We start from the raw sequence: 14718 nt of genomic DNA, 5'->3' as shown, positions 1-14718 counted from the left end.
TAGTGTTGTCCATAGGCGTGATTTTTTGATTATACAAAGGTTAACTACTCTCTATTCACTTTTTGAATTTTATTTTAATCTGATTTCCTGTTTTTGTATAGGTGAAATGGTAATGTACCTGTAAGTTCCGTAATACGTTATTTACATCCTCATGCAAGAAACTTCCAGTGAATCGTTCTTCGGGAACCTTTGTGGTCTCTTGGTCGATTTCAATTCCATAATAATGTGATATTCGCTCAATAATCTCAGGCCATGATGCCGACCGGAATATAATTTCACCCCGCTTCCAAGCTGTTGCCAACCGTTGCTCTATCGTATTTCGCTCAAATTGATGGGTAATCGTATTAAATCGAGCTGTTTGATCCGGGAATAATGTTATCCGGTTATCCGGATTGTCTATCTCATAAAATTCAACTTTACCATTTACAAGAGCAGTCTCTATCCAATCATCATCAGGAAAAGTATGTATATTAAAAGTTGTACCTAATACTTTCACATACGTTTGCTTGGCTTGGACAATAAATGGTAACTCTTCATCGTGTGCGACCTCAAAGTAGGCTTCACCTTCCAAATGCACATTTCTATCAGTCTTTCCGAAAGAGGCCGGATAGGTAAAAGAACTCTCACTATTTAAAGAGACTTTTGTGCCATCGGGTAAAACTAAAGTGGCCCGTTCACCCTTTCCTGTCTCCATCCGATATTGTGTAGAAGCATAGATTTTATACTGATATTGCTTTGTCACATAATAAATCCCTGTCGCTAATAATAATGGAATAAGCAAGATTGCCGCAATTTTGATAACATGATTGATTAAAGAATGCTGATATGTTTTCTTTATTCGATGGCTATTGAAAATTGATCTCAATTGCCCGGTTACGGCATAATAGGCTTGCCAATTACGGGGTTCAGATACCGTATGTTTTTCCCATTCTTGAAGAAGGACCCGTTCTATTTCCGGCTCAGAAGCAGTGTCAATCCATCGCTTGATCGATCGGGCATCATCTTTAGAAGGCTGTTTATATAAATATTTATGTAGTAATTCATTCAGCATAGCATGATTTCTTATTTTCTATAAGGTAATACAATGAGATTATAAATTACTACTCTAATAAAAGACATGTTCTACAACACATCGTCAAATTAATAAGAACTTAGTTCTAAGCTTACAGAACCGTAGCCTATCGTAAAATAGGAATAAATCGAGGTAAGTGCGAATATTACATTCTTAACAAAAGAAGATACAGCAACATAGATCCATAAACCCGCAATTCATCCCGAAGGATAGCGAGTGCTTTAGATAGATGGTTGTAAACAGATTGTTCATTAATCTGTAATTGTTCCGCTATTTCTTTAGCAGATAACCCCTGTTCGTTATAAAGCTCAAAAACGAGGCGTTGTCTAAAGGTGAGTTTTCGCTTTGCCATTGCCAAGTCGGCCTTGAATTGATTGAAATCATAGGAGTCATCTGGCTCTACACTCATAGACTCAGTCTCACAATAAGACAAGAAATCAACAAATAGCGGATCATTCCACTGTTTTTTCATGGCATTGATCACTTCATTTTTTCCAATCTTGAATAACCATGCTTTAAAGGATTCTTCGGGTACAATTCGAGTATGACTATTCCAAACTTTTGAAAATGCGATTTGTACAACCTCCGTTGTAAGTCCATGAGACCGGGTGAGACGAAAAATAAAACCATAAAACAAATCGAAATAAGATTCATACAGACGTTGGAAAGCTTGATGTGAACCTTCTTTTAGTTGGCGCAACAAAATTTTCTCATCTGCTATCATATTATTTCCTTCTCCTTTTAAGTAATCAGATATGGCAAAAATAGCAAAAACTATGACTGTTGGATACTTTACCTAAGAATTTATTTTGTGAGGAGGAAAATGCGCTATAAGACAATAAGGTGCAAATTAACTTAGAGGAACTATCTATCAATATGTATAGAGATCACAAAGACAGACTTCATACTAAAAGAGGATGCTTCATACATCCTCTTTTTATAGACTATCCATTACAAAACAACATCAGAAGGTATTTGCTCTAAATCATAATAGTCATGAACCACCTTATCCGGATATACCTTAATAATTCGAATGCCGATTCGATCTTTACCCAAAGGAGTACAAATAGAATTCGTTATTGTTATATTGAAATCCTCATAAGAACTCATTGCATTATAATGTAAATGTCCCGCAAACATATTACTTACTCGATATTTACTCATAAGATCTAAATATGTTTTTCGTTTTTCTAAGGGAATATTCTCATATCGGTTTGCCTCATTGGATTCTTTCACAAAGAAAGGATAATGTCCGAAAAGAATACGGTGATTACATTTCTGAGAATTCTCTAGAATCTTTTCCAACCAAATCAGTTGAGATTTTTCCTTTTCTTCTCGATTTGCAAAAATAACAGGTGTATTCAATCCTATAAAACAACTATTATTCACTTGAAAAGAAAAACAATCATAACCATATTCATCCATATAATTACTAATAGACTCGTCTGTACACTGTTGACTTAAATCATGGTTTCCTGGTAACACATAAACAGGAATACTTTTTTTTATCAATTTACAAACCCGCTTAAATTCATCAATTTGCTTTTGATCCTTACCATCATTTACCATATCGCCAGTGATAACCACAAATGCAGGATTTAAATTATTGATCGCAGCAATAACCTTTTCCATAATCATTGTCTCTTGAGAGAAACTCTTATTTTTTTCTAACATTCCAAACTGAGGGTCTGATAATTGAATAAAATAAAAAGATTCAGACTGAGCCAAAGTTTTTGTAATGCAAAAAATCGCAACAACTAAATACACAAATAATCTACTCATAATACAATATTTTAATTAATAACCTTCATTCTAAACTAATGCGGTATTCGCATTCATCTCACGTTGAGGCAAAGGAAATAATAAGAACTGGTTAGTATATCGTTTACCATATACGGTTGTATACTCTGTAAAATTCTCATATTTTCCATTAAAGTCATTACGGATTTTACGAGTTCGAACCATATCAAACCAAATTTTTCCTTCAAAACAAAGTTCAAAATAGCGCTCATCCCATACAGCTTCTTTAAATACCTCTTTATTTGAATTCATAAAATCAGGCAACTTTGCCCGTCTACGAACCAAATTCAAAGCTTCTAAAGCAGTACTATTAGCGTGTCCATCAGCCTCAACCTGAGCTTCCGCATACATTAACAAGACATCAGCATAACGATAAAGTGTCCAATTTAAATCTGATTTCGCAGTATTAACAATTGCATTCTCATCAAAAAACTTATAAATATAAAATCCGCCAAAATCAACTTTCTCTAGATTAGGAGAATCCGCCGGAAGTTTTTTAGGATTGCCTGGATACGACGAAAAAAAGAACTCCCGCTCCTGTGCTCTCTTATCATTTTCTCTAAAACTCTCATAAAATTCCTTAGTTGGGACAAGTGATCCATATTCACTTGAATAAGCTGATATATCAGACTTAGGAGGTAAGACTTTTGGAATCATATCATTATGAGACTTATCCATAGAAAATTGAACTTGAAAAATAAATTCTTTCTTATTATTGTTTGAAGGTTGTCTCAAATCAGAGTATTCAGGATATAAACTATATACCCCAGAAGATATCACTTCTAAACTCTTTTTTGCAGACTCCGCATAATATTTTTTTCCACCTTGAACTGGAAAACCAGCATAAGTCAAATAAACATCTGCTAATAAAGATTTCACAGCCCCCATAGATACTCTACCTGTTTCATCTTTAATTGGCAGGGAAGATTGCTCCGCATTCAATAAATCCGGAATAATAATTTCATCATAGATCTCTTTTATTGGAGAACGGGGTATATATAACTCTACCAATTCTGATTGTACTTCTGTTATTTTAGGCAAATCTCCAAATATTCTAACTAAATAAAAATAATACAAAGCTCTCATAAAATAGGCTTCCCCCAAAAGTCTTGAACGTATATTCTTATCTACGCCTGAAAACTCTGGTATCTTTTTTATCGCCAGATTTGCTTTAGCAATTCCCGCATAGCAATCAGCCCACCACTTTTCGATATATCGGCTTCTTGAGTTTAACGTTAGATTTCTAAAATCCAGAAATTCAGTTTGGGAAGCTTCAGAATTCACTTTTCCTGTCATGAATTCCAAAAGCCAAATCGTATTTCCTCCCCATGTGCCTTCATTAGCATCAAATACATTCGTATTAACATAGGTACTATTCGCTAATGCCGTACAAGATTCTACACTTGATAAATTAGAATCAATAGACATCGTTCCTGTTGATTCTTCATCTAAGAAATTTGTACAAGACAACAAGAATAAGGAACTTAGTATAATTAAATATGTGCTTTTCATATATTTACTAATTAAAAAGATAAATTGACACCAAAAGTAAATGTTCGAGGTTTAGGATATGTAAAGAAATCAACCCCTTGCGCAAAAGTATTTTCATAAGTTGTACTTTCCGGATCATATCCACTATATTTAGTAATACAGAATACATTTTGCCCACTAGCGTATATTCTCAAATTTTGCAATCGCAACTTAGAAACTACAGACTTAGGGAATGTATATCCAAGCATTATGTTTTGTCCTCTTACAAATGAGCCATCTTCAACTAGATAATCATCATGCATATAGTCGAAATAGGCCGTTGTCGGACGTCGCTCCGCAATCATAGATGATTGATTTTGTGGACTCCAACAGTTTAACACCGACGCTAAACTATTAGCAATTCCAGAACGGTTCTCCAAAGTCATTTTTGTCCTATTAAATACTTTATTCCCAAAAACCACTCTCAGATCTACCGTAAGATCAAGGTTCTTATAAACAAACGTATTCGAAAAATTCATAACCCATTTAGGAGAACTATAACCAATTATTGTCTCATCCTCATTATTGATCTTACCATCATTATTCAAGTCTTTATACTTTAAATCACCAGGTAACCTCTCATACTTCTTAGCCTCTTCTATTTCAGACTCGCCCCATGTTCCCATACGAACTTTGCCCCAAAAAGCTCCAATAGGCTTACCAACTCTTAATACTGTTATCTCACCTCCTTGGTAAGGTCCCGGAAAAATGTCTTCATCGTTAACACCCAATTTCAAAACTTTATTCCGATTCATAGACCAGCTAAGATTTGTATACCAATTAAAATTTTTATTTTTAACATTATGCGTATTTAAAGTCAGCTCAAGACCTTGATTTCTAATCGACCCAATATTCTTCGTGACAGTTTCTAGTCCAGAGCTATACGGAATAGGAGCATCCAGTAATAGATCTTTCGTAGTTTTATGATAATAATCCGCAATAACTTCTATGCGATTATTAAATAAGGACAAATCAAATCCCGCATCTGCCTGTATAGTTTTTTCCCACTTCAAATCAGGATTTCCAAAAGAGTTACGATATAAACCTGTTTCATAATTATTATCAAGAATAATATTAGATGTACCCATATTTTGCGCAAAAGCATAATCTCCAATTTCCTGATTTCCTGTCACACCAACACTTGCTCTTATTTTTAAATTACTAATAACATCGTTACTCTTTAAAAATGATTCTTCTGAAACTCTCCAAGCCAAAGCTGCAGATGGGAAAAAAGCATACTTATTATTCTTTCCAAATTTAGAAGATCCATCATATCGGCCCGTTACAGTTAAGAGATATTTTTCTTTATAGTTATAATTTACTCTCGCAAAATATGAATTTAGACCCCATCTATAATCATTGGAAGAAGATGGCTTTACTACCGTACCGACACCTAAGTTATGCCACTGATAAAAATCATCCATGAAATTTTCATGACGGGCCTGCACTCTCTCACTATACTTTTGTTGCCAGCTCAGTCCTAACATTGCATTTAGCCGATGATACTTTCCAAATGTCTTATTATAATTAAAATAATTCTCATTCTGCCAATAATACTGTCTTTGAGCCTCAATAGATGCTATACCCTGCTGGCTGGTAGCAATTCTTAAGCCTTTTCCGGTATAGCTATTATTCTTCATATTGATTAATTCTATACCTATATTAGAACGTAATGACAAATCTTTAATAATCTTGAAATCTAAATAAATATTACCAACTGATTGAGTAGTATAATACAATCTTGAACGTTCTTTTAAAAGCCGAACAGGATTGTCGTCCTCCGTACCCGGCCAATCCCTATTACTTCCCCATGTCCCATCCGGATACTTAACAGGGATTATAGGCAAAGTCTCTAAGACACTACGAGACGCAGCTCCAGTATCAGTCAATGTGAATACTCTATTTTCATTAACTTGATTAACTGATAACATACCACCAACAGTTAGCCAATCCTTGACTTTTGTATCCAATGTTATCTTTCCACTATACCGCTTTAGTCCAAACTCTAACATAATTCCATTTTCATCCTTATAAGACACAAACAAGCCATAAGTAGTATTATCCGTTCCTCCTCTCATACTTATTTGGTGATTATGGGAAATAGCGGTTCGATATGCCTCATCTTGCCAATCTGTATCATATAAAGGTTTCCCATTTGCATCAAACAAGTTCGGATAATTTGAAGGGAGATTACGATTTGCATATTTACCTTCTTCATATCCTTTAGGATCATATTTCTTAGCATTTTCGTATAAGCTATTATAAACTTGCATGAATTCTTCAGAATTTAAGACATCTATTTTCTTTGCAGGAGTACCAATAGCCATATACCCTTCATAAGAAACTATAGGTTTACCTTTCAGACCTCGCTTAGTAGTAACTAATACAACTCCATTAGCACCTCTAGCCCCGTAAATAGCTGTAGCTGAAGCATCCTTTAAAACTTCTATTGACTCTACATCGTTAGGATTCAGCAGTTCACTCGTAACCCCAATGATTCCATCAACTACATACAAAGGTTCATTTGATGATTTAATAGAATTATCACCCCTTATTCTCATTCTTACATGTCCACCTGGTGCTCCTGAATTCTGGAATACTTCAACACCCGCAACTTTTCCTTGCAAAGATTGAGTAATATTAGTGACTGGCCTATTTAGCAATTTATCCGATTTAACATTTGAGATTGATCCTGTTAAATCACTTTTTTTCATAGTGCCATAACCAACAACTACCACCTCGTCCAAAGCTTGCATATCCTCAGATAATATAACTTTTATAACAGATTCATCCCCTACTGCTATTTCTTTATCTACATATCCGATATAAGAAACTATCAATACGGCATTCGCTGGAACATTTTGTATAGAGAAATTTCCATCAAAATCAGAGATCGTACCATTTGTTGTACCTTTTATAACCACATTAGCTCCTATAATAGGTACTCCCTTAGAATCCAAAACAGTACCGATTACTTCAATTGCTTTTTTAGAAGTCTCCTTTATACTTGAAGTTTTCTTACGTATAATGACATTCTTGTCTCTTATCTCATAGGTCAACTCCTGACCACGCAGAATCTGTTCGATTACCGCATCGACTGATTGATTCTCAGCAGACACAGATACTTTCTTTCCTGTATCCACGTCCGCCGACGAAAATACAAATGAGTAGCCGCTCCTACTCTTCAGTTCATCCATTGCTTGCTTCACTGTTATATTACTCACTTTCAATGTTATATCCTGAGCACTAACAGTTAGATTTAAGCAAAACAAAGCTACAGCCACATAAATGGCCTTTTTTACAACTTTCATAAATAGCTTAATTTTTAGTAATTTAACTTGTGATTGATGATGACCTTTCAGAGTATTGATTACATTTGTATTCCTCATCCAGATCATTTGCATAATGTAATTTGAGGATTTATGAGTCGGAGGATCTAGCCCATTCTCCGATTCCTTTTATTATCCTGTTACTCCTTTTTAATCTCCTTCCATATTCTCCATATTAAAACAATTTTAAGGTTAAACAATTATTTATCACTTCGCATAAAGCAGAATACTATCACCTTCCACTTTATATCTTACTTGATTTGTCGCAGTTATAATATCTAACACATTATAGATAGTCTGTTCTTTTCTATTGAATAACGCATAAAAGCGATTATGGGTTAACTGTTCATCCGCAATATGAATCTTCACATTATAGCTACGATTCAGTTCTTTCACAATGTCAGATAGAGGCATCTCATCGAAGAAAAGTCCGCCATTCGTCCATTCCTTAGCATTTTTCACTTCCGCCCGACTTATAATCATTTCCCCAGTAAGTTTATTTAAGGTAACTTTCTCTGAAGGTGACAAGTAATTTACTCCCATCTTCTTTACATAATTCTCTAGCTGAACTTTTCCTTCCAATAGATTCACGGTTACCTCTTCGTCCTCGTCATAATTCCGGAAGTTGAATTTAGTACCCAATACTTTTACATTCAATTCTTTCGTCATTACATCAAAAGGTAACTTCTCATTTTTCCTCACCTCAAAATAAGCCTCTCCATTCAGTCGAAGATGGCGGTCTTTCACCCCAAAACCTTGCGAATATACGATCTTTGAGCCAGCGTTTAACCAGACCAATGTGCTATCCGGTAAAATCAGCTTGGTCTTGGCCCCTAAAGGAGCTTCCACCAAGATATCCGCAAACTGGTTCTGTAATTGCCGCTCACCCCACCAATAGGAAATCGTAGAAGCGATCAATAATAGGATAACCGCTGCCGCACCATAAACGATTTTAGGAATATTGAAAACCGTACGGCGTTTTTGCTGGGTACGAGAAACAAAACGATCGAACGCCTTATCGACATTATAGGCACAGGAATCATCGGCAACCAAAGCAGAGAACCAAAGTTCTTGTTCTTCATGATCAGGTAATGATCGCTCGTTTTTCGTATGTGATTTCTTTTCTTCCATATAGATTAAATATCCAGCTTTTATATATAAGACAGTTATTTCTCCTCAAGGGGTAGTGAGAAACATCAATTTTTTCATCCTCACAAGGAGAAAAATGATATCAACAAGATCAGATACTTCCTCAGATCTTGATGTAGGCGGGTTAAAGCCATCTTTATGTGGTATTTAACCGTATTGACAGAAATTCCTAGCTCTGTAGCGATTTCCTCATTTTTCTTATGCTCAAAACGGCTTTTCCTAAAAACTCGTTTACATTCATCGCCTAAACTATCGATTGATTTTATGATCTCCTTCTCTAACTCCCGTTCAAGTAATATACCTAGCGGCTGTTCATCCGATTGTATCATAGCGTCCCACCCCAAGGTCTCAGACTCAATCTTCGAGAAACGGACTTCCTTCTTTTCCTTTTCTGATGAGATATGGTTATAACAGCGGTTCCGCACAGCCCGCATTAGATAAGCACGAAGAGAGCTATTTATATCCAATGTCTCACGGATTTCCCACAGATGAAATATCACATCACCAACTATAGTCTCCGCTAGAAATGGATCGCCAACCAACTCATTCGCAAATTGACATAGTACCACATAATGACGATCATATAAATATCGATACGCACCTTGGTCGCCATTCCGTAATTTCTGTACTATTGACTGTTCCTTAACATCCATCTCATCGCAAAGATGAGATTTTAAAATGAAAATTAAAAATATTATTTCTAATTATACGATCTTCCATCCACAGCTTTTTCATTTACCGCTCCGTTTAAATGAAGCTTCTTGTAGATTTTTATATGCGCTCTGGTTTTCAGTGGAAGGATTCGGGACAAACACGTACGACTTTCATCCAAAACACGTACATGTTTTTTCAAAAAGTCGTACGTGTTTTAGATGAAAGATCATCGTGCTTTTTTGACTCTGATTTTTAGCATTTTATAAACTAGACTCATCAGTGGTCTTATTGTACGGAATTTGTATTGAGAACAAAGCTTTCCGGCTTAACCCAAACGGATGGGTTGCCATTTCATATACGTGCCGGTCCGCCATAACCACTCCATCGGGCCGTAGCGCAAGCCGGACAGCCAATATTGGCTAAAGGCTATCTGTATGGCCGTAAATCCAAGGCAGACCAATACACTCAAGAAAACACCCAAATGGCTCCAATCCAAGCCAAAACTGGAAAAGAATTAATTCACGGTAAGATAAGCAATTATAGTCCCAATGGCCAAAATAGCGCCGATCGCGGTCTCATAAGGAATCAGCCTCAACCGCTCACGAATGCTTATATCCGCTACCCCACCGGTAGCGTGAAAGAACGATCCATGTGGCAAATGATCAAGTACGGTAGCACCGGAATTAATCATAGCGGCTCCCCAGACACCACTGATACCGGCGGCGATAATAATATCTGCGAATGACGAAGAGGCAACTGTCGCTCCAGCTGTAGTAGAGGCTGTAGCGGCAGACATCAATACGCCGGAAACCGGAGCCAATAAAAGCTCTCCCATATTCGTATGCGATAACGCATCTAATAAAACATCCTTGATAGAGGAAGCTTTGATCACTCCCGCTATAGTGCCTGTACCGACCAACAGGATCGAGACATTCGACATCTTCTTGAGTCCATACGAGAGGCTGTCCGTAATCAATGACCACTTCCTCATCGCCAGAATCCCAACGATTCCTCCAACGGGCAAGGCTATCATCGGATCGATCGCCACATGGAATAAAGGGCGAAACGACAGCAGTAGGATCGTCACTACCGGAGCGACCATGCTAGAGGCGAAGGAGGGGAGATCCGCTTGCAGGTTATCTATCTCCTCGTTCGCATAAAATCCATTTTGTCGGGGTAAGAAACGGCCTATGACATATACCGTAAACAACAAGCCAACCAACGCCGGGATCAAGTTCGCATACATGACAGAGTACAAATCCGCATGAAAATTCTCAGCGGCGATAATCGTATTCGGATTTGGAGAAATGATATTGCCACATTTGCCTCCACCGATCATCATCAACAAAAGGCTACCCCGGGGAACCGCCAGTTTCCGGCCGATGCTCAACGCAATCGGAGCCACCGTAATAACAGCAACATCAATAAACACTCCAATAGCCGTCAACAACATCGTAGCGAAAGCGAGCGCAAAAAACACATGCCGTTCTCCCAATCTATAAATGATCGTATTGGAGATAGAAGCCGCCGCACCTGTTTTCACCAATATCCCCGACAATACTCCCGCCGTCAAGATCCGAATGACGGCCGGAGTTACGTCATTTACTCCACTGATCATTAAAGAGATCGTTTCCGGCAACGACACACCCCCTAATAATCCTCCTACTAATGCCCCTAAAATAAGGCTATAGACTGGCGATACCTTTCTTATAATCAAGAAAATCGACACTAATAATCCGATAAAAGCTCCCCATGCACTCATTATACCCATGTGTTAGTGATTCATATAGTAATGGATTACACGCAATTGTTGTTCCAAGGCACGCCCAATATTCCGGCAGGTGAAATCCTTATCCATCGCCTGCTCCAAGGAAACCGGATAAGGAAGAAGTGGCAAGACCGCCAGAAACCCGGATTTATTAAGCGCCTCTACCTCCTCTACGGAACCACCCATTACGATAACCGGGATACCCTGTCTCATGCCTGCCTGCAATACTCCGCATGGGGTCTTTCCCATGCAAGTCTGTTTATCCAGTTTACCTTCTCCCGTAATAATTAGATCCGCCCCCCGTATACATTCATCAAAACGCAAGGCATCCAGAACCATCCGGATACCGGGTTTAAGTTCAGCCTTTAGGAAAGCGACAAACCCTCCACCTAAACCACCTGCGGCTCCCGCACCCGGAATGTCGTCTATCTCTATTCGTCCCGTTCTTTTTATGACTTCCGCAAAATTTCGCAAGCCCTCATCCAGCAAACGGACCATAGCGTCGTCCGCTCCCTTTTGGCGGGCAAAGACATACGCCGCCCCTTTCTCACCATAAAAAGGGTTATTCACATCGCAGGCTATGGTAAATGAAGTTTCCCGCAATTGCGATAATGCCCTTGAGCAATCTATCTCATAAATCTGATTAAGGATCTGCCCACCCAATCCCAGCTCATTCCCTTTTCTATCAAGAAAACGAAAACCCAAGGCCTGCAACATACCGGTTCCTCCGTCATTCGTTGCGCTTCCCCCTATTCCTATCAAGAAATCCCGGCAACCACGATCCATAGCGTCTTTTATCAACTCACCGGTTCCATACGTCGTTGTCCGCAAGGGATTACGCTCCGACACAGGCACTAACGTAAGGCCACTCGCCGTCGCCATCTCGATAACCGCCGTACGATTATCTCCCAGTATCCCATAAGTGGCCTCGACCGGCCTCATCAACGGATCATGTACGACACAATATACGGCTTCTCCACCCATCGCCGTAATTAAAGTCTCCACGGTACCTTCTCCCCCATCCCCAACCGGGATTTTCACGACCTCGCAATCCGGAAAGACCTTATGGATCGCCAACTCGGCACATTCAGCCACTTCAATAGAAGATACTGAGCCTTTAAATGAATCGGAAGCAACAACAATTTTTCTCATTTAATCTCCTTTTTACACATATAATAAAATAAATCAATTCCTTCAAGATGTCCCAATATATAGATTTTAAATCAAATGAAGTACTACTTACTTGGGTAGAGAAGATATACTTCATTGGCAAAGTAAGCTATCTCCTGCGACAAAATAAGTATATCTCCTGCGACAAAAAAACTAAAAGTGACATTTTAATGCGGTTACCCTACATAGTCTTTCAAGAATTTGTCTAATAGTATTCAAATTTTTATTTTTGCACTTATTATAATACAATTATACATTATGAAACAAAAATTGAACATTACTACATTCTTACTGTTTTGGTGCATCACCGCTTTATGGTCTATCCCACGTCCCGAATATCCCCGTCCACAATTTGAACGCATGGATTGGGTAAATTTGAACGGAGAATGGACTTGCTCATTCGATTTCGGAGGTACCGGAATGGAACGGGAGTTCTATAAATCGAACGGTTTTGACCAAAAGATCACAGTGCCTTTCTGCCCGGAAAGTAAGTTATCCGGCGTAAAATACACGGATTTCATTCAACATTTCTGGTATCAGCGTCCTATCACGATCCCACAAGAATGGAATGGAAAGAATATAAGACTTAACTTTGGAGCTGTTTATTATAAATCGGAAATATACATTGATGGAGTCTTAGCCAATCGCCATTTTGGCGGAACCTCTTCTTTCGCAGTAGATATCACCTCCTTGGTAACACCAGGAAAGACACATAGCCTAGTCGTATATGTAGAAAGTGACCTACGAAGCGCAAAACAACCGGCAGGAAAACAAAACCTACAATTTGAATCCTACGCCTGTAATTATACCCGGACCACAGGTATTTGGCAAACGGTTTGGATGGAGGCTGTCCATCCGGAAGGATTGCAATCCGTGCAGTTGCTGACAGATATAGACCAACAACAATTGGTTGTGCGTCCTCGTTTCTATAAGGAACTAGGAGGTAAATTGCAAGTAACCGTAAAAGACAACGGTAAAATAGTAGCCAGCCAAACCATTACGGCAAGCTCCTTATCTTCTGCTATTCTACCCATCAAGAAAATGAAAACATGGAGTCCGGAAAACCCTTTTCTGTACGACTTGGAATACAAAGTAATAGATAAGAACGGAAAGGTAGTAGATGAGGTAAGAAGCTATACAGGTATGCGTAAGGTACATATCGAAGGCAATAAGATTTATCTGAACAACAAACCTTATTACCAACGCTTGGTACTTGATCAAGGATTCTATCCCGATGGAATTTGGACGGCTCCTAGCGACGAGGCGTTAAAGCATGACATCGAACTCTCCATGGCGGCCGGCTTTAATGGTGCCCGTCTCCATCAGAAAGTATTCGAGGAACGTTTCTATTATTGGGCGGATAAGATGGGCTATCTTACATGGGGGGAAGCTTCCAGTTGGGGAATGGATTGCAATGATACGGAAACCGCCCGGAATTTCATAACTGAATGGACCGAAATCGTAGAACGTGACCGTAACCATCCTTCCCTTCTTATCTGGACACCTACAAACGAGGAGTTCTGGCCTGATCGCATACAATATCCGCGCCTGATGCACGACCTGTATAACCTAACGAAAATGATAGACCCGACGCGTCCTTTCCACGGTACCAGCGGTGGTGTACACATCGCTACCGATATCTGGACAATCCACAATTACGAGCAAAATCCGGAAGAATTGAAAAAGCAACTGTATAATGACGGTAAACTATTTGTCACCCCAAAATGGGAAATACAATTGATGCCGAAAAATATCGGTTTCAACGGCCTGAAATATACAGACCAATACCAATTCCCGGAATATAAAAAAGATATGCCTTATTTAGTTGATGAGTTTGGCGGTATAAAATGGAACCCGTCACAACAGATGGAAAGTGCCCAAAATACATCTTGGGGATATGGAGAGCCCCCCCATTCTTTAGAAGAGTTTTACAAACGTTTGGAGGGCCAAGTTAACGCTGTCCTATCTCTTTCGAAGGATATCTGGGGATATTGCTATACACAGTTGACTGATGTGGAACAAGAGCAAAACGGTATCTATTATTATGACCGTACGCCAAAATTCGACATGAAGCGTATTCATGATATCTTCAGCCAAACCCCGAAGGTAGAATAACATCATGATCTTAGTACGAGGGACAGTCAATATGTAACAACCAAATTTTATCAGGGAGGTGTGTCAAAATGCACATCTCCTTTTTTATGCACAAAGCCCCGACTTTCACAAGCTGGGGCTTTGTTATTACC

At 38.6% G+C, this 14718-nt stretch carries 10 protein-coding genes and 1 pseudogene; 1 reads left to right on the top strand and 10 read right to left on the bottom strand.

Features of this window, described 5'->3' with window-relative positions:
• Positions 1 to 55: 55 nt before the first annotated feature.
• From D7V92_RS15830 to D7V92_RS15780, 10 genes and pseudogenes are all read right to left on the bottom strand, one after another.
• The gene (locus tag D7V92_RS15830) at positions 56 to 1051 is read right to left on the bottom strand and encodes a FecR family protein (protein WP_121773276.1); all 996 of its coding nucleotides are present in this window, start codon (positions 1049 to 1051) and stop codon (positions 56 to 58) included.
• A 166-nt stretch (positions 1052 to 1217) separates the two neighbouring features.
• Positions 1218 to 1796: an RNA polymerase sigma factor gene (locus D7V92_RS15825; protein WP_008773081.1), complete on the bottom strand. Its 579-nt coding sequence runs from the start codon at positions 1794 to 1796 to the stop codon at positions 1218 to 1220.
• A gap of 227 nt (positions 1797 to 2023) precedes the next feature.
• On the bottom strand, positions 2024 to 2854 hold the full coding sequence (locus D7V92_RS15820; protein ID WP_005860151.1) for a metallophosphoesterase: 831 nt from the start codon (positions 2852 to 2854) through the stop codon (positions 2024 to 2026).
• A 30-nt stretch (positions 2855 to 2884) separates the two neighbouring features.
• Positions 2885 to 4384, bottom strand: coding sequence for a RagB/SusD family nutrient uptake outer membrane protein (locus D7V92_RS15815; RefSeq protein ID WP_121773275.1), 1500 nt, complete (start codon positions 4382 to 4384; stop codon positions 2885 to 2887).
• 11 nt (positions 4385 to 4395) lie between these two features.
• Entirely contained in the window at positions 4396 to 7713 is a 3318-nt protein-coding gene (locus D7V92_RS15810; protein ID WP_121773307.1) for a TonB-dependent receptor, read from the bottom strand.
• A gap of 225 nt (positions 7714 to 7938) precedes the next feature.
• On the bottom strand, positions 7939 to 8862 hold the full coding sequence (locus D7V92_RS15805) for a FecR family protein (RefSeq protein ID WP_022193067.1): 924 nt from the start codon (positions 8860 to 8862) through the stop codon (positions 7939 to 7941).
• Between the two features lie 80 nt (positions 8863 to 8942).
• Positions 8943 to 9533, bottom strand: a complete 591-nt coding sequence (locus D7V92_RS15800) for an RNA polymerase sigma-70 factor (protein WP_057317269.1) — start codon at positions 9531 to 9533, stop codon at positions 8943 to 8945.
• 326 nt (positions 9534 to 9859) lie between these two features.
• Positions 9860 to 10045: pseudogene (locus D7V92_RS15790) on the bottom strand (DUF418 domain-containing protein); the annotation flags it as partial.
• 3 nt (positions 10046 to 10048) lie between these two features.
• Positions 10049 to 11296 (bottom strand): GntP family permease, encoded by a 1248-nt coding sequence (locus D7V92_RS15785; protein WP_121773306.1) that lies wholly within the window; start codon positions 11294 to 11296, stop codon positions 10049 to 10051.
• A gap of 12 nt (positions 11297 to 11308) precedes the next feature.
• Complete coding sequence (locus tag D7V92_RS15780) at positions 11309 to 12454, bottom strand: glycerate kinase (protein ID WP_121773273.1); 1146 nt, start codon at positions 12452 to 12454, stop codon at positions 11309 to 11311.
• 276 nt (positions 12455 to 12730) lie between these two features.
• Between D7V92_RS15780 and D7V92_RS15770 the strand changes: the two genes are divergently transcribed.
• On the top strand, positions 12731 to 14587 hold the full coding sequence (locus D7V92_RS15770; protein WP_008773088.1) for a glycoside hydrolase family 2 TIM barrel-domain containing protein: 1857 nt from the start codon (positions 12731 to 12733) through the stop codon (positions 14585 to 14587).
• Positions 14588 to 14718: the final 131 nt, after the last annotated feature.

It is taken from the genome of Parabacteroides sp. CH2-D42-20 (genome assembly GCF_003670185.1).
Classification (GTDB): domain Bacteria; phylum Bacteroidota; class Bacteroidia; order Bacteroidales; family Tannerellaceae; genus Parabacteroides; species Parabacteroides distasonis.
This window is presented reverse-complemented; position numbering and strand designations above follow the sequence as displayed.